The sequence below is a fragment of the Undibacterium sp. Ji49W genome, assembly GCF_049340205.1.
In the GTDB taxonomy this organism is placed as follows: domain Bacteria; phylum Pseudomonadota; class Gammaproteobacteria; order Burkholderiales; family Burkholderiaceae_D; genus Undibacterium.
In genome coordinates, this window is sequence record NZ_JBMPOW010000003.1 from 335,552 (window position 1) to 351,532 (window position 15,981).

Annotated in this window: 15 protein-coding genes; all 15 read left to right on the forward strand. The window is 53.4% G+C overall.

Annotation, left to right across the window (positions count from 1 at the left end; genetic code table 11):
* The first annotated feature begins 31 nt into the window (after positions 1-31).
* The 15 genes from ACO0LK_RS05715 to ACO0LK_RS05785 all read left to right on the forward strand — a co-directional run bounded on the left by ACO0LK_RS05715 (position 32) and on the right by ACO0LK_RS05785 (position 15,797).
* Positions 32-2,290: a molybdopterin cofactor-binding domain-containing protein gene (locus tag ACO0LK_RS05715; RefSeq protein ID WP_422973000.1), complete on the forward strand. Its 2,259-nt coding sequence runs from the start codon at positions 32-34 to the stop codon at positions 2,288-2,290.
* A 287-nt stretch (positions 2,291-2,577) separates the two neighbouring features.
* Positions 2,578-3,039 (forward strand): type II secretion system major pseudopilin GspG, encoded by a 462-nt coding sequence (gspG, locus tag ACO0LK_RS05720; protein ID WP_422973002.1) that lies wholly within the window; start codon positions 2,578-2,580, stop codon positions 3,037-3,039.
* A gap of 9 nt (positions 3,040-3,048) precedes the next feature.
* The gene (gene gspH / locus ACO0LK_RS05725; RefSeq protein ID WP_422973004.1) at positions 3,049-3,513 is read left to right on the forward strand and encodes a type II secretion system minor pseudopilin GspH; all 465 of its coding nucleotides are present in this window, start codon (positions 3,049-3,051) and stop codon (positions 3,511-3,513) included.
* A gap of 1 nt (position 3,514) precedes the next feature.
* A complete protein-coding gene (gspI, locus tag ACO0LK_RS05730; protein WP_186946624.1) occupies positions 3,515-3,892 on the forward strand; it encodes a type II secretion system minor pseudopilin GspI in 378 nt (125 codons plus the stop codon).
* Positions 3,882-4,550, forward strand: coding sequence for a PulJ/GspJ family protein (locus tag ACO0LK_RS05735; RefSeq protein ID WP_422973006.1), 669 nt, complete (start codon positions 3,882-3,884; stop codon positions 4,548-4,550). The genes gspI and ACO0LK_RS05735 overlap by 11 nt, the downstream gene beginning before the upstream one ends.
* Positions 4,547-5,560 carry a type II secretion system minor pseudopilin GspK gene (gspK, locus tag ACO0LK_RS05740; protein WP_422973008.1) on the forward strand — a complete coding sequence of 338 codons (1,014 nt, stop codon included), beginning with the start codon at positions 4,547-4,549 and terminating at the stop codon, positions 5,558-5,560. The genes ACO0LK_RS05735 and gspK overlap by 4 nt, the downstream gene beginning before the upstream one ends.
* A gap of 8 nt (positions 5,561-5,568) precedes the next feature.
* Positions 5,569-6,828, forward strand: coding sequence for a type II secretion system protein GspL (gspL, locus tag ACO0LK_RS05745; protein WP_422973010.1), 1,260 nt, complete (start codon positions 5,569-5,571; stop codon positions 6,826-6,828).
* The gene (gene gspM / locus ACO0LK_RS05750) at positions 6,828-7,328 is read left to right on the forward strand and encodes a type II secretion system protein GspM (RefSeq protein WP_422973012.1); all 501 of its coding nucleotides are present in this window, start codon (positions 6,828-6,830) and stop codon (positions 7,326-7,328) included. Before gspL ends, gspM begins: the two co-directional genes overlap by 1 nt.
* Positions 7,329-7,343: 15 nt before the next feature.
* Positions 7,344-8,123, forward strand: a complete 780-nt coding sequence (gene gspN / locus ACO0LK_RS05755; RefSeq protein WP_422973014.1) for a type II secretion system protein N — start codon at positions 7,344-7,346, stop codon at positions 8,121-8,123.
* Positions 8,120-10,285, forward strand: a complete 2,166-nt coding sequence (gene gspD / locus ACO0LK_RS05760; protein ID WP_422973016.1) for a type II secretion system secretin GspD — start codon at positions 8,120-8,122, stop codon at positions 10,283-10,285. The genes gspN and gspD overlap by 4 nt, the downstream gene beginning before the upstream one ends.
* 7 nt (positions 10,286-10,292) lie before the next feature.
* Positions 10,293-11,723 (forward strand): type II secretion system ATPase GspE, encoded by a 1,431-nt coding sequence (gspE, locus tag ACO0LK_RS05765; RefSeq protein WP_186946618.1) that lies wholly within the window; start codon positions 10,293-10,295, stop codon positions 11,721-11,723.
* A 12-nt stretch (positions 11,724-11,735) separates the two neighbouring features.
* Positions 11,736-12,956 (forward strand): type II secretion system inner membrane protein GspF, encoded by a 1,221-nt coding sequence (gene gspF / locus ACO0LK_RS05770; protein WP_422973018.1) that lies wholly within the window; start codon positions 11,736-11,738, stop codon positions 12,954-12,956.
* Between the two features lie 11 nt (positions 12,957-12,967).
* The gene (locus tag ACO0LK_RS05775; protein ID WP_422973020.1) at positions 12,968-13,600 is read left to right on the forward strand and encodes a type II secretion system protein N; all 633 of its coding nucleotides are present in this window, start codon (positions 12,968-12,970) and stop codon (positions 13,598-13,600) included.
* Positions 13,597-14,400: a uracil-DNA glycosylase gene (locus ACO0LK_RS05780; RefSeq protein WP_422973022.1), complete on the forward strand. Its 804-nt coding sequence runs from the start codon at positions 13,597-13,599 to the stop codon at positions 14,398-14,400. The genes ACO0LK_RS05775 and ACO0LK_RS05780 overlap by 4 nt, the downstream gene beginning before the upstream one ends.
* Positions 14,401-14,528: 128 nt before the next feature.
* Positions 14,529-15,797, forward strand: coding sequence for an HD-GYP domain-containing protein (locus tag ACO0LK_RS05785; RefSeq protein WP_422973024.1), 1,269 nt, complete (start codon positions 14,529-14,531; stop codon positions 15,795-15,797).
* The last annotated feature ends 184 nt before the right edge of the window (positions 15,798-15,981 follow it).

Genomic DNA, 15,981 nt, shown 5'->3' on the forward strand with positions numbered 1-15,981 from the left:
GTAAATTCAGAAAAAAATAACGGAGACCCGCATGTCGCAACCTAAAAAGAAATCGCGTCGCCGCTTTATTCTCGGTGGCCTTGGGCTAACCGGCGCCTTGCTGGTTGGCTGGGGTTTCTTGCCGCCACGCCAGCGCCTGAATGCCGCCCATGATTTACCAGTACATGATGGTGAGGTGGCGCTGAATGGCTGGATCAGCATAGGCGCTGATGGCAGCATCAATGTGGCTATGCACAGAAGTGAGATGGGGCAGGGTATTCATACCGCCTTGCAGATGCTGGTGGCAGAGGAGTTGGATGTGCCCCTGAGCCAGGTAAAGCCCATGTATGTACCGGCAGACAAGATCTACGGCAACCTCGCTGCGATTGCAGATGGCCTGCCTTTTCATCCGGATGATCAGGGTAGCCTGAAGCGTGTCGCTCACTGGATTACGCTGAAATTCGCGCGCGAACTGGGCGTGCAAATGACCGGTGGCTCGTCCAGCGTCAAGGATGCATGGCTGCCTATGCGCGAAGCTGGCGCTACGGCGCGTGCCATGCTGATCGCTGCTGCCGCCAAAAAATGGCAGGTAGCTGCATCCGAATGTAGCACCCTTGATGGTGCTGTCCTGCATGCATCAGGCAAGCGTGCCACCTATGCAGATCTGGCGGCGGATGCCGTGCATAGTCAGCCGGGCGAAATACGATTGAAAAATCCCCGCGATTTCAAATTGATAGGCACTTCGCAGCCACGTACCGACGCGCTGGCCAAGGCCGATGGTAGCGCCCATTTTGGTATCGATGCGCGGCCCGAGGGCATGCTGTACGCAGCGCTCAGGCAAAGTCCTGTCATAGGTGGAAAAGTAAAAAATTTCGACGCCGCCAGCGTCATGAAGATGCCAGGCGTGATGCATGTCGTGGATTTTTCCATGCCGGATATGGTGGCCGGTGTGGCCGTGGTTGCCAAATCCTACTGGCAGGCGAAACAGGCGGTGGCCGCGCTGACGATAGTGTGGGAGCCGGGCGACAACGCCAGGCTGTCCACAGAAGGAATATTCAAGGAATTCGCAAGCCAGCTGGATAAGGAAAGTGGTCACGCTTATTACCAGACCGGCGACGCAGCCGAAGCACTGACCGGAAAAAACGTGGCGAAGACTGTGGAAGCAGAATACCGCGCGCCTTTCCTGGCGCATGCAGCAATGGAACCGATCAATTGCACGGCCCAGGTGGGCGATAGCAAGGTTGACATTTGGGTTTCGACCCAGGTGCCTGGCATTTCAGTTGATCTTGCTGCCAAAGTGGCGAACATCAAGGCTGACTATATCAATTTGCATATGGCTTACCTGGGGGGCGGTTTTGGCCGCAGGCTGGAAGCCGACATGGTTGCCCAGGCTGTGCGCATCGCCATGGAAACCAGAGGTTTACCAGTGCAGTTGATCTGGAGCCGCGAAGAAGACATCAGTCATGACATGTACCGCCCGGCGGCACTGGCACGCTTCAGGGCTGGTCTGGACAGCGCTGGCAAGTTGCTTGCGTATGACAACAAGTCGGCGTCGGGTGCGATTGCGCATCAGTTTCTCAAGCGTGCTTTCGGGTTTGCCGGTCCCGGACCAGACAAGACGACGGCCGAAGGCGAATTTGACATGCCGTATGAAATACCGAATCAGCGCATTGCCCATGTGATCGTACCCAGTGCGGTGCCGATAGGCTTCTGGCGCTCGGTTGGTCATTCGCACAATGCTTTTTTCAAGGAAAGTTTTATCGACGAACTGGCGCATGCCGCTAACCAGGATGGCGCGGGCTTCCGGCGCGCTTTGCTGGCACGCCATCCGCGTCACCTCGCTGTACTTGATGCTGCTGTCAGCAAGGCTGGGCAGGTGCCGGCAGGTAGGGCGCATGGCCTGGCCCTGCATGAGTCCTTTGGCACCATCGTTGCCCAGGTTGCCGAGGTATCGGTGCAGGATGGTCAGATCAGGGTGCATCGTGTCGTATGCGCGCTCGATTGCGGCATTGCAGTCAACCCGAATATCATTGCCCAGCAAATGGAATCCGCAGTCGTATTTGGCCTGAGTGCCGCTTTGTATGGTGAAATTGTGATCAGGGACGGACAAGTGGTGCAGACCAATTTTGGTGATTATCCAGTTTTGCGCATCAATGAGGCGCCAGAAGTGGAAACTGTGATTATCAAGAGTGCCGAGCCACCGCAAGGCATCGGTGAGCCTGGGGTGCCGCCAATTGCCCCGGCAGTAGCCAATGCCGTATTCAAGCTGACCGGCAAGCGCCTGCGCAGTTTGCCCTTGAAATTGAGTTGAAATATACTGGTGGTAGTATATGGTGTTTTGCGAAGGCATTATTTGCAGGTATAGATCCAGCTATAGATGCTGGTATAGCCGCCGGTATAGTCATTCCTACATTACATAAAAACAGATGAGATAGATGTTTTTAAGTGGTTTTAAGATAGGAAATTGTTACTCTGGTCTTTCTGTTACGATTGGATACAGAAAGCAGTCTTATTTCAGATGCCAGGATTTATACTGCATGCGCATGATATTTATCGTGCAATAGCGGTTTTGAACGTTTTTATTTATTGATTTTAGCTATGTCCAATACATTTGCAGTTCCACGTGTTCGTCCTGCATCAGCATCCTCGCGCGGCTTTACGCTCATTGAGATCATGGTGGTGGTGACGATTATTGCCATTCTTGGTGCATTCATGGTGCCCAGGCTGACAGGTTTTACCCATGAAGCGAGGGTCACTGCCGCCAAGCAGGACATTTCCACCATCATGGGGGCCTTGAAAATGTATCGCCTGCATAATCAGCGCTACCCGACGACAGAGCAGGGTTTGCAGGCATTGATAGAAAAACCTACTTCCGGCCCGGCTGCCAATTCCTGGCAATCCGGCGGTTATATAGAAAAACTGCGGAATGACCCATGGGGCAAGCCATATCAATACCTGTCACCTGGCATACGCGGTGAAGTGGATGTGTTTTCTCTGGGTGCTGACGGCCAGCCTGGCGGTGCCGGTGATGATGCCGATATTGGTTCCTGGGATTTGTAAGACGCTTACATGATAAACAAGGGCAGGCAGCGGGGTTTCACGCTGCTGGAGTTGCTGGTGGTGTTGGTTATTTTCGGTCTCATTCTGGGGGCCGTGAGTATTAACGCCATGCCGGGTGCGCAGCAGCGCCTTGAAAGTGATGCCAAGCGTATTGCCCTGCTATTGCAATTGGCGCGCGATGAAGCCATCGTGCGTAATCTGCCGGTGGCTTTCGAAGTCGATCAAACTGGCTACCGTTTCTATGTCCGCGAAGACCGGATCTGGTCACCGATCAAAGATGAAATGTTGCGCGAGCGTTTTTTTCAACTGGCCCCGGTGCAATTGTCTCTACAGCCCCAGTCTTCTGATGCCTCTACCATACGTATCATGTTCGGGCGTGAGCCGGTTGATAAACCCTTCATCCTGACCATCAAAGCTGCCGACAGGCAAGTCAGCGTGCGTGCTGATGGCATTGGCCATTTTTCTGTGGAATAAGATGCGGCATTCATCCAATCAATCCGGCTTTACCCTGCTTGAAGTGCTGGTGGCGCTGGTCATCGTTGGCACGGCACTGGGTGCCAGCCTGCGTGCGGTCGGCAGTCTGACGCAAAACAGCAATAATCTGCGTGGTTCCATGATGGCGACCTGGTCAGCCGAAAACCGGCTGGCACAAATTCGCCTGGCGCATGAGTGGCCAGAATTTGGCGAGCGCACTTTTGCCTGCCCGCAGGGGGATTTGCACCTGATGTGCGAAGAGCATGTGATCGCCACCCCGAATCCCTCGTTCCGTCGGGTCGAAGTGTTTGTATTTGAAGCCGACAAGCCCGAACGTCGCATCATCAAACTGACGCAGGTGGTGCCGAATGCGCTGTAGAAGTAGCAGCAAGCTGCGCCATCAAACCGGATTCACGCTGATAGAGCTGCTGGTGGCCATCACCATACTGGCGATTATCGCCGTGCTGGGCTGGCGCGGGCTGGATAGCATCGTGCGGGCACGGGCTGGCCTGACTGCCGAAATGGAACAGACACGCGGCATACAACTGGCATTTGCACAGATAGAGAATGACTGTGCACATCTGGTTGACCCTATTAATTTACCCGGACGGGAAGTCTTGAGTGCACTCGGCTCCAGACTTGTACTGGTACGCACGGTCTTTGAAGAAAACCAGCCCAGTCGCCTGCAGGTAGTGGCTTACCGCCTGCGTGAAGGTGTGCTTAGCCGTAGCGAGATGCTGCCTACGCGTGAATTGGCGGTGCTGGATCAGGATTGGCAAAATGCCATGTCGGATGTGGATGTCAATCCGGCCATTGCCTTGCAAAGTCAGGTGCTGAGCCTGGACATGCGGACCTGGCGAAACGGTGAAAATGGCTGGCGCATGGGTGGCTCTGAAGCAGATGGTGCTGCGACACCACAAGCAGGAGCTGGCGCGCCAGCGACCAAAAGTGGCAAGCTGACCGGCCTGGAGTTGTCTGTGCAACTGACCGGGCGCGAGCTTCCTGTCACCAAAGTCTTCTTGCTGGGGGCAGTATGAGGCAGCAACCAGTCTACTTTGGCAGGCAGGCAGGGGTAGCCGTCATTACGGCATTGCTGCTGACCACGCTGGCCATCACCATCGTTGCCAGCCTGTTCTGGCAGCAGCAGGTGCAGGTCAGGTCCATAGAAAATCAGCGCATGCAGTTGCAGAAAAAGTGGATTTTGCGCGGGGCCATCGACTGGGCCAGACTGATCTTGCGTGAAGATGGCAAGCAATCGGCGAACGTAGATCACCTTGGGGAACCCTGGGCTGTGACGCTGGCCGATACCCGGCTTGACCAATATGTGGAAAATGGCCGTGCCGAAGGCGAGGATAGCGATGCTACCCTGTCAGGTCAGGTTAGTGATGCCCAGGCCATGTTCAACCTGAATAATCTGGCTACCGATGGTATTGTGGACCCACGTGAACGGGCAGTATTCGCCCGTCTATTGACCAATTTACGTCTGGACCCGCAACTGGCTGAACCAGTCGCAGCCATGGTGGCAAAAACCCAGGCCAGGGTCGCTGCGGCACCGGGTTCAAGCACGGCGGAGTCGGGAACTGGAAAAACCTCTCCAGATGAATCGTTTCCTGAAGTACAATTCTTGCGCTTTACCCAGATTGATGATTTGCTGGCAGTCAGCGGTTTCAATACGGAAATGCTGAATCGCCTGAAAACGGCAGTGACGGTATTGCCACGCAAGACCTCGATCAACGTCAACACCACGACGGCGGAAGTCCTGGCGGCCAGGATCGACGGTCTTAGTGTCAGTGACGCCGCGATGATGATCGCCAGCCGTGACAGGGCGTATTTCCTGACGGTAGATGATTTCAAGCGGCGCTTCGACGATAAGACAAAAACGATGACCGATAAGGATGTGTCTGTCTACACCAATTTTTTTATCGTGAATGGTAAAGTGAAAATGAATCGCTCGGCACTGGATGTCAGTGCCTTGATCGAGCGGGCAGAAGGTGGTACGGCAACCATGCCCGTGACAACAACGGTGCTTTGGGTACGGGAAAACTGAATAAAAATATGGCAAGCACACTGTATATTTCTTTGCCCTCCAGGGCAGCAGCACAAAACAGGCCCGACTGGGCCGGGCAAAACTTGTCCTTTGCGCTGATGACGGCTGAAGGGCGGTTGCAGCAACAGGGCCAGATGACGCTGGCTGACCTGAAGCCATTGGCCGCAGGGGCAAAGCAGATCGCATTCTTGCTGGCGGCGACCGATGCCAGCCTGCTGACAGTCAAGGTGCCGCCGATGTCGGCGGCCAAACTAAAAACGGCCTTGCCGAATTTGCTGGAAGAACAACTGGTCAGTGATCCGGCAGACCTGATACTGGTTTCCTCGCCTGTTGTTGATGGTGAAATCAGCGTGGCCGTGGCAGACCGTCTGTGGCTGGAAGATATCGCAAAGCGCGTCAAAGACTGGCCAGCCCGCAAATTGTCGGCGTATCCGGCACAACTGGCTCTAGCCTTTCATCCTGCTGTGGATGGGCAGAGTGCAACAGCCTGTGCGCTTATAGAAGAAAAAGATAATGCACTTGAACTCTGTTTGCGCAATGGTGAAAAGCACGGCATAGGCCTTAGCCTTGATCTGACAGGACAGGCCGATGCGTTGGCCATGCTGGGTCATTTAAGCGAACTGCCAAAGGTGGCTGTACATGTACCTGCCGCTGAACTGGATTCTTATCAGCAACTGGTTGGTCAGTTGGGCCTGCAAGATGGCATCAATCTGTCGGCGATCAGCTGGGTGACCCGGGTAGACGGCATCAGTCAGACAACACCAGACTTGATGACAGGTATCGCGGCGGAACACATGGCCAGTTTTGACTGGAGCAAGTGGCGCTGGCCGCTGCGCCTGGCACTGGCGCTACTGATTGTGAATATGGCAGCATTGAATTTTGAATGGTTGAGTAAACGCAAAGAAGCGCAGGACATCACTAAATCGCTGACGCAGACTTACAGGAACAGCTTCCCGAAAGAAACGGCGATACTTGATCCCTTGCTGCAAATGCAGCAAAAAGTGAATGTTTCCAAGCGTGCGGCCGGGCAATTTGCGGCCAATGATTTTGCCGTCATGGCATCCCAATTTGCCCAGATATGGGACAGATTCGGCACACCCGGCGGTATCGCCGGCATCGAGTATAAGGAACGCGCCTTGTTCATCAGAACCAAGCCAGGCATACAGGTACCGCTGGATAAATTGCGCACGGGTCTGGCAGAACAGTCGCTGGAAATCAGTTCCGCTACGGACGGTACCCTGCGCGTGACAGCAGGAGGAAAACGCTGATGATCTATGCATTAAAGGAACAATTCAACTTCTTTTGGCTGGCCCGCGCCGAGCGTGAACGCCGCATGCTGTTGATTTGCGCGCTGGTGATTACCCTGGCACTGGGTTATGCAATTTTTCTGGCACCGGCACTGAACGGGCTGAAGCAGCTACAAACCAGTATTCCGGTATTGAATCAGCAACTGGCAGAAATGGCTGAATTGAGCAAACAGCAGTCGCAACTGGCGGCCAGCCTGTCTGAAACGATTTCACCTGTCAGCAAGGAACAACTGGAACAATCGCTGACACGACGCGGCATCAAGCCCCAGACCATAGGCGTGAATGACGATATCGTCAGGGTGCAGATTCCCGCTGCTGGCTATGCCAATTTGATGGAATGGCTGGTAGAAGTACAGAAAGCGTCAAGACTGACAGTGGAAGAGGCAAAACTGGTTTCCCTGCTGGAAAGTGGCCAGGTCAGTGCCACGCTGACATTAAGACAGCAAAGAAGCAGCCAGTGATGGCAGGTTGAACAGATGCCCATTTTTAAACGTTTAAGCTGGATTGTTGCTGCGATCGTCAGTGTGCTGGTCACGGTGATGCTGTTTTTGCCGGCCAGCTGGCTGGGGCTGGTGGTGGAAAAACAAAGCCGGGGTCGTCTCAGTCTGGGTGATATCCAGGGAACGTTCTGGCAGGGTTCGGCTTTTGTCGGTGTCGCGGCTGATGGCCGTGGCCCTGTCACTCCCTTGTTTCCAGGGCGTTTTCAATGGCATATTTCACCTCTGCTATTGTTGGGGCAGCTCAGGCTGGAGCTGGAAAATCCTGCTTCCCTGAGTGTGCCGGTCAGGTTGATGGGCAATTTTAGCCAGTGGCAACTGAGCCCGGCAGTGTTGTTATTGCCACCAGAACGGCTGGAAGGATTGGGGGCACCTTTAAATACCATAGGGCCAACCGGGATATTGCATTTATCATGGAATGATTTGCTGTTTTCGCGTGCCAATGGGCAGGTCAGTGTAACCGGCCATGTACAGCTGGAAATGGCAGAAATGGCATCGCGCCTGTCGCCCATCAAGCCTTTGGGCAGTTACCAGATGGGCTTTGATTTGCGCGGAACAGAAGCCGACATGCAGTTATCGACCATGAAAGGGCCGATGATGCTTGAGGGAGCAGGTAAGATGCTGTCCGGACGTTTCCAGTTTTCGGGGAAAGCCTGGGCACAGGCAGGGCAAGAGGCTAAATTGGCAAATTTACTGAATTTGCTGGGACAGCGCCGCAGTGACGGCGATAAAGATGTAATTGCATTAGAGTTCAAATGAAAACATTTCCATTAAAGCACAGGGTCGCCATGACAAGAAATTCGATACGCAAACCGATACAGCAATTGTCTGCCATCACAGGTGTTGCGGTATTGACGGCTGGCTTCCTGCTGACGCCAGCGGCCATGGCGCAGGTTCCGGCAAAAAATACGGCTGACCTGAATTTTGTCGGTGCCGATATTGAATCCGTCATCAAGGCGATCGGTCACTATACCGGTACCACCTTCATCATCGATCCGCGTGTCAAGGGCCAGATCAATCTGGTTTCAGAAACACCGTTGACCAAGGATCAGGCTTTCAAGCTGCTGACATCCACCTTGCGTTTGCAGGGGTATGCCGTGGTGACAGCCGATGGTTATTCCAAAGTGGTGCCGGAATCAGATGCCAAATTGCAGCCAGGTCCAACCCAGACCATGCATGCAGAAAAAAATGAAGCGGCCAAGGGGGATCAGGTCGCTACCCAGATTTACAAGCTCAATTATGAATCTGCGGCGAATGTGGTGACCATCCTGCGCCCGCTGATTTCACCGAATAACACCATCAATGGAAATCCCGGCAATAACACGGTAGTCATTACCGATTATGCCGATAACTTGAAGCGTCTCAACAAGATCATTGCAGCACTGGATGTGCCAGCTTCAGTGGATATGGATATCATCCCGATCAAGCACGCCATCGCATCTGATGTGGCGGCGCTGATCAACAAGATCATGGATTCCGGCACCGGTGCTGATCCTACTCGTGCGGTGCTGATGTCTGATCCCCGTTCCAATTCCCTGTTATTACGTGCATCTTCTGTTGCCAGGGCAAACCAGATCAAATCCCTGGTTGAAAAACTGGATCAGCCTAGCTCCACGCCTGGCAATGTCCATGTGGTGTACCTGAAAAATGCCGAGGCTGAGAAACTGGCACAGACACTGCGTTCCATCGTCACTGGTGATACGTCCAGTTCACGCTCGAGTTCCAGTGTGTCGAATTTCGGTAGTTCGGCAAACGGTACTAATAGTCCGCTGGCTTCGTCGAATACCAGTGGTATCGGTGGTTCTTCCACTACACCATCACTGCCGACATCCAGCACATCCACATCTTCTACGGGTGGCGGCGGTGCAGCCGGTTACATTCAGGCGGATACGGCAACCAATACCCTGATCATTACGGCCAGCGAACCCGTGTATCGTAATTTGCGCTCGGTCATCGACCAGCTTGATGCGCGTCGCGCCCAGGTTTATGTTGAGGCGCTTATCGTTGAGATCACCGCAGACAAAGCCAACGAACTGGGCGTGCAATGGATGGGCCTGTCCGGCGACAGCACCAGCAATTATCGTGTAGGTGGCGGAACGTCGTTTTCATCGGCGGGCAATAATCTGCTGACGCTAGCTGCCGGCAATGCCACGACAACGGGTTCGGTCCTTCCAGGGAAAGGTTTGTCTCTTGGTATCTTCAAGCAAATCAATGGTCAACTGGGCCTGGGCGCGCTGGCACATGTATTGCAAACGGATGGGAATGCTAATGTTCTGTCTATCCCTAACCTGGTGACACTGGATAATGAAGAAGCCAACATCATCGTCGGCAAGAACGTACCGTTGATTACGGGTCAGTTCACCACATCTACGTCAGGTACTGCGGGTGCCAATCCTTTCCAGACCATAGAACGCAAAAACGTGGGTCTGAAGTTGCGCGTCAAACCACAGATTTCTGAAGGCGGCACGGTCAAGCTGGCGATCTACCAGGAAGTATCCAGCATTGATGACACTACCAATGTATCGGGCATCATTACCAAAGAACGCTCCATCTCCACCAATGTGCTGGTGGACGATGGCCAGATTATCGCGCTGGGTGGTCTGATTGAAGACAGCACCACGGATGGCGTAGAAAAAGTAACAGGTCTGGGTGATATACCGATTATTGGTAACCTGTTCAAATACCAGTCCACCAAACGTGGCAAAACCAATCTGATGGTGTTCTTGCGTCCGACAGTGATACGCAGTGCGGAGCAAAGCAATAATGTGTCTGTTGACCGTTATGACTACATGCGTACGCAATTGGCGCCGGGCAAAGAAGGTTTGGCTGATGCCTTGTTGCCGAATATAGAAAAAGGCAAGTTGCTGTCCACACCTTTGACCATACCGCCAGAATCCGGCACCAACAAGCAAGGGAAATAATCGAACCATGCTTGAGAATCGTTTATTGCCTTACGGTTTTGCCCGCGATTTTTCTGTCCTGGCAGTCAGGGACAGTGCGGTCGTCAATGGCGCGGTTGAAATACTGGTGTCCAAACTGACACCTTCGGCGGCGATTGCCGAAGTAGGGCGCAGGTTTGGCAAGGTAAAACTGGTGATGTTGCCACATCCCGAATTGTCCGAGGCCATTGCGAAAGCCTATGCAGGCTCTGGCGGCGACGCCGCTGACGTGGTGGGTGAAGTTGAGTCGGACCTGGATCTCGCCAAGCTGATGATGGACATGCCAGCCGTTGAAGATTTGCTGGAATCAGCCGATGATGCGCCGGTTATCCGCATGATCAATGCCTTGTTGACCCAGGCCTTGCGGGATGGTGCATCGGATATCCATGTGGAACCGTTTGAGCAGATATCCATAGTCCGTTTCCGCGTTGACGGTTCGCTGCGGGATGTTGTGCGGCCCAAGAAAGCAATACATGCTTCCCTTATTTCGCGTATCAAAATCATGGCGCAACTGGATATCGCCGAAAAGCGTTTGCCGCAAGATGGCCGCATTACCCTGCGCATAGGTGGCAAGCCGGTTGATGTGCGGGTATCGACACTGCCTACAGGCCATGGCGAAAGAGCCGTGCTGCGCTTGCTGGACAAGGAAGCTGGCCGGCTGGATCTGAGCCATCTGGGCATGAGTGCGGATGTACTGACCCAATTTGATAAACTGATTGCGCAACCGCATGGCATCGTCCTGGTGACAGGCCCTACAGGGTCGGGCAAGACCACCACGCTGTATGCAGCTTTGTCGCGTGTGAATGCTGGTACCACTAATATCCTGACGGTAGAAGACCCTATTGAATATGAGCTGGCCGGTGTCGGTCAGACCCAGGTCAACGCAAAAATCGAGATGACATTTGCCAAGGCCCTGCGTGCGATTTTGCGCCAGGACCCGGATGTCATCATGATCGGCGAAATCCGTGACCTGGAAACAGCACAGATTGCCGTGCAGGCATCACTGACCGGCCATTTGGTGCTGGCAACCCTGCATACCAATGATTCTGCGGCCGCTGTTACCCGTCTGCTGGATATGGGCATAGAACCTTTCCTGCTGTCGTCATCCTTGCTGGGTGTGGTGGCGCAAAGGCTGGTGCGCAAGCTGTGCATTCATTGCCGGGTTGAAGACAATGGCAACTGGCGCGCCGTCGGTTGTGAGCATTGCGGTCATACCGGCTATCAGGGCCGGGTGGGTGTGTATGAATTATTACAGACCACCGATGCTATACGTGCACAGATTCACCACCAGGCAGCAGAGGCAGAAATTCGCGTCGCGGCCCAGGCTGATGGCATGAAAACCATGCGTGAAGATGGTGAACGCTGGCTGAAGGCGGGTGTCACCACGCCGGAAGAATTATTGCGCGTTACCAAGGAATAAGGAATAAGTCGTATGCCTGCATTCCGATATGAAGCGGTAGACAAGACCGGCCTGACCAGCAAAGGTGTGCTGAATGCCGATAGCGCGCGTTCTGCCCGTAGTGAATTGCGAGGGCAGGGCCTGGTGCCGGTGATCGTCGAATCCATAGACCATCAACTGGATGCATCAGGCAAGCGCAAGCGCGCCTTGTTTGGCGATCGCCTGTCTACCGTTGAAAATGCCTTGTTCACACGTCAATTGTCCAGCTTGCTGGAGGCTGGCTTGCCGCTGGAGCAATCGCTGTCTGCCCTGTTGGAACAGTCTGAACGTTCCTATGTGCGTGATCTCGTAGGTTCCATCCGTTCCGAAGTCATGGCCGGTTCAGCACTGTCAGATGCGCTGAAACAGCATCCGGACGATTTTGCTGATATCTATTGTGCGCTGGTGGCATCCGGCGAGCAGATCGGTCATTTGTCCCGGGTTTTGTCACGCCTGGCGGACTATATCGAACGGCGTAACGCCTTGCTGCAAAAAGTCCGGCTGGCATTCACCTATCCGGCGATCGTGACCGTGGTGGCATTTGCCATCGTGATTTTTTTGCTCACGTATGTGGTGCCGCAAATTGTCTCGGTGTTTGCCAATACCAAGCAAAAACTGCCATTCCTGACCCTGATGATGTTGGCCATATCGGATTTTGTACGGGCCTATGGCTGGCTGGCGGCGCTATTGCTGGTGGCTGCTTTTTTCCTGTGGCGCATGGCTTTGCGCAATCCTGAATTCAAAATGCGCTGGCACCGCTGGCTGTTGACTGCACCTCTTTACGGTAAATTTGAACGCAGCCTGAACACGGCCAGATTTGCCAGCACGCTGGCCATTACCACCGGTTCTGGTGTGCCCATCTTGCGTGCCTTGCAGACCAGTCGCGAGACGCTGTCGAATGTGGCCATGCGTGCCCAGGTCGAGGATGCAACTGCCAGCGTGCGTGAAGGTGTGGGCCTGGCGCGTGCCTTGTCTGCCCACAAGCATTTTCCTCCCATGCTGATCCACATGATACGGGCCGGTGAGGTGACAGGTGAACTGCCAGCCATGCTGGAACGTGCTTCGAATACGCAGGAGCAGGACCTGGAGCGGCGCGCCATGACCATGGCTGGCTTGCTGGAGCCGGTGTTGATCTTGACGATGGGTATAGTGGTCTTGTTGATTGTGCTGGCCGTGCTCATGCCTATCATAGAAATAAATCAGTTGGTACGCTGATAAGGATAAAAATGAAACGCCTGCCTATAGTTGTTACTTTTCTGGCCTTTGTGGCCTTGTGCATGTCCCTGAGCTTTTGGGGTTTGCGCCTGTTCAAGCCACAGGCCAGAAGTGTCTCTGCCGCATTTCAGCAAGGCAGTTATGAACCGGGCGCCGGCCAGTGGGGCGGTGTTTTTGGAAGCAGCCAGGTCATGCAGGTAAATGCCAGCAATTTCCAGTTGAAGGGTGTGGTCCTGGCTAAACGTTCGGAAGAAAGCTTGGCCATCATCAGCGCCAACGGCAAGCCTGGCCTGTCAGTGGCTTTGAACAAGGAAGTCATGCCTGGTGTGACTCTGAAGGAAGTGCATGATCAGTATGTCGTGATTGTCGATGCCGGCGTGGAGCGCCGTATTGATTTGCCTCAGGTGCAGGAAGTCAGCCGGATACAGACGGCACCTGTGTTCATCAATCAGCCAAATCAGCCTAATCAAGCCAATATGAATCCTGGGAATACTGTTCCTCCCCAGGTAGCACCACCCAATTCATTTGCAGGACACCGTAGCATGCCAGCACCCGGCGGGCCCATAACACCGGCTGCACCCATGGTAACCCCGGGTTTGCCCACGGCTTCTTTACCCACGGTCATGCCGGGTAATCCACAGTGAGTCATTGGTCTGAGGTGTGTCCGGATGATGTACGCCTGTCGCTCGAGCAGGTTCATCCGTCCTGGGCAGAGATCATTGATGCTGGCTTGAATGCAGTGCATCAAGCCAATCCAGATTATTTGTCGGGTTTGAAATCCAGCGCGTATTTGCCGGAGCGGGGCAGGCTTTTTGCTGCTTTTTCCATGCCCATGGACAGTGTACGCTACATTCTGGTGGGTGAGGGGCCTTACCCGCGCGCCGATAGTGCGACCGGTTATTGCTTCATGGACGGTGCTGTCAATAACTTGTGGTCGGATGAAGAGGGCGGCGGTTTGTCGAAAAAAGTGAACCGCGCCACATCCTTGCGCAATTTCATGAAAATGTTGCTGGTCGCAGCTGGAGAATTGCAATCCGACGCGACTACCGGCATTGCCATGGCCGCAATTGCAGAAAAAGCACGATACCCTGATTCCGCTTTCATACAGACCCTGGCTGCTTTGCAAGCCAATATGATCAACCGGGGTTTTTTGTTGCTGAACGCCAGCCTGGTATTTCGAACTGATACAGCGCCGGTAAAAGATGCCAAAGCCTGGCAACCCTTCCTTGAAAAGATGTTATCCATGTTGTTGCAACGTCGTCAGCATGAAAATTTTCCAGCGCCGGCGCTGGTCTTGTGGGGTAAGATTGCAGAGCAACTGCGACTGATGCCTGTCTTAAGCAGCTATCCGCAAATCAGTGCAGAGCATCCGTATAACCTGAGCTTTATTGCTAATCAAACCATGCAGGATTTTTTCCGGCCCATGAATTTGCTCGTCAAGTAAATTGCTCAAAGGAAAATTTTTGTCAGATGCTGATCGAAGCGCTGGCTTGCAAGCCATCTTTGTAGAATAATTGCCGAATGATATTGGGCCTTGCCCGGTCTCCTCGAAAATTTACTTATCTCCTGCCAATGTTGAAAAAAATTGAAATTGATCAGCTAAGGGTTGGCATGTATGTGCAGGAGTTGTGTAGCTCCTGGATCGATACGCCGTTTTGGCAAAAATCTTTCATGCTGGTTGATCCTGAAGAATTAAAAAAAATTCAGGCCACCCGCATTCGTCAGGCCTGGATAGATACCGACAAAGGGCTGGATGTACTGCCGGAAGCAAGCGGCAAGCCCAAGATGGAGCCTGCTCCCGCAGCAGAACCTTTGCCACCTTCAGAACCTGCGTCCCCAGTTGCACCGTCAGTGCCTGCTGCCCCACGCCAGGTAGTGGCTGTGTCCATGGAGGATGAACTGGGGCGTGCTTCCCAGATCGTAAACAAGTCCAAGGAGGCTGTGTATTCGATGTTCAATGAAGCGCGCATGGGCAAAGCCGTTGATGTTGGCAATGCGCAAAACATGGTGGAAGAGATCGCTGATTCCGTCATGCGCAATCCTGGCGCACTGATTGGTCTGGCAAGATTGAAAACCAAAGATGACTATACCTATATGCACTCGGTCGCCGTGTGTGCATTGATGGTGGCCTTGGCCAAGCAACTTGGCTTGAATGATGAAGAAACCCGCGAGGCAGGTTTGGCTGGCTTGTTGCATGACATCGGCAAGATGATGGTGTCGGCAGATATCCTGAACAAACCGGGCAAGCTGACTGATGCTGAATTTGTCTCGGTCAAGGAGCATCCTGTTGCCGGCTACAAAATGTTGAAGGAATCTGAAGCCGTCAGCGCAATTGCACTGGATGTATGTCTGCATCACCACGAAAAGATAGATGGCTCAGGTTATCCGAATCGCCTGAAGGGTGAAGAAATCAGCCTGTATTCGCGCATGGGCGCAGTATGCGATGTGTATGATGCGATTACCTCGGACCGTCCTTACAAGCAGGGTTGGTGTCCGGCAGAATCACTGCGTAAAATGGCTGAATGGAGTAGTGGCCATTTCGACGAAAAAATCTTCCAGGCCTTTGTGAAGAGTATAGGTATTTTCCCGGTTGGCACCCTGGTCAGGCTGGAGTCAGGCAGGCTGGGCGTGGTAGTTGAGCAGCAGGTAGGCAAATCCTTGCTGTTGCCCAAGGTAAGGATATTTTTCTCCCTGCGTTCCATGGGCTATATCGCGCCTGAGCTGATTGATCTGTCCAGACCAGGCATGAATGACAAGATTGCCAGTCGCGAAGATGCGGTCAAATGGGGGCTCAAGGATATTAATCGTTACTGGCTGGGGGATGCCGCAGTCAATCGCTAGGCGATGACTGGTCTGTAGATATAAAATCTCATCAGGATAAAAATAAAAGAGTTTCGTTGTGAACTGAACCCAAAAAGTTGGACACCAACTTTTTGGGTTTTTTCATGACTAAATACGACGAGCAGTTCAAGTTAAAAGTAGTGCAGGATTATCTTGCTCATAAAGCAGGGTATAAAGTGATTGC

Coding starts and splice junctions, on each gene's coding strand:
- ACO0LK_RS05715 (WP_422973000.1), top strand. CDS start 32: ATGTCGCAACCTAAAAAGAAATCGCGTCGCCGCTTTATTCTCGGTGGC.
- gspG (WP_422973002.1), top strand. CDS start 2,578: ATGTCCAATACATTTGCAGTTCCACGTGTTCGTCCTGCATCAGCATCC.
- gspH (WP_422973004.1), top strand. CDS start 3,049: ATGATAAACAAGGGCAGGCAGCGGGGTTTCACGCTGCTGGAGTTGCTG.
- gspI (WP_186946624.1), top strand. CDS start 3,515: ATGCGGCATTCATCCAATCAATCCGGCTTTACCCTGCTTGAAGTGCTG.
- ACO0LK_RS05735 (WP_422973006.1), top strand. CDS start 3,882: ATGCGCTGTAGAAGTAGCAGCAAGCTGCGCCATCAAACCGGATTCACG.
- gspK (WP_422973008.1), top strand. CDS start 4,547: ATGAGGCAGCAACCAGTCTACTTTGGCAGGCAGGCAGGGGTAGCCGTC.
- gspL (WP_422973010.1), top strand. CDS start 5,569: ATGGCAAGCACACTGTATATTTCTTTGCCCTCCAGGGCAGCAGCACAA.
- gspM (WP_422973012.1), top strand. CDS start 6,828: ATGATCTATGCATTAAAGGAACAATTCAACTTCTTTTGGCTGGCCCGC.
- gspN (WP_422973014.1), top strand. CDS start 7,344: ATGCCCATTTTTAAACGTTTAAGCTGGATTGTTGCTGCGATCGTCAGT.
- gspD (WP_422973016.1), top strand. CDS start 8,120: ATGAAAACATTTCCATTAAAGCACAGGGTCGCCATGACAAGAAATTCG.
- gspE (WP_186946618.1), top strand. CDS start 10,293: ATGCTTGAGAATCGTTTATTGCCTTACGGTTTTGCCCGCGATTTTTCT.
- gspF (WP_422973018.1), top strand. CDS start 11,736: ATGCCTGCATTCCGATATGAAGCGGTAGACAAGACCGGCCTGACCAGC.
- ACO0LK_RS05775 (WP_422973020.1), top strand. CDS start 12,968: ATGAAACGCCTGCCTATAGTTGTTACTTTTCTGGCCTTTGTGGCCTTG.
- ACO0LK_RS05785 (WP_422973024.1), top strand. CDS start 14,529: ATGTTGAAAAAAATTGAAATTGATCAGCTAAGGGTTGGCATGTATGTG.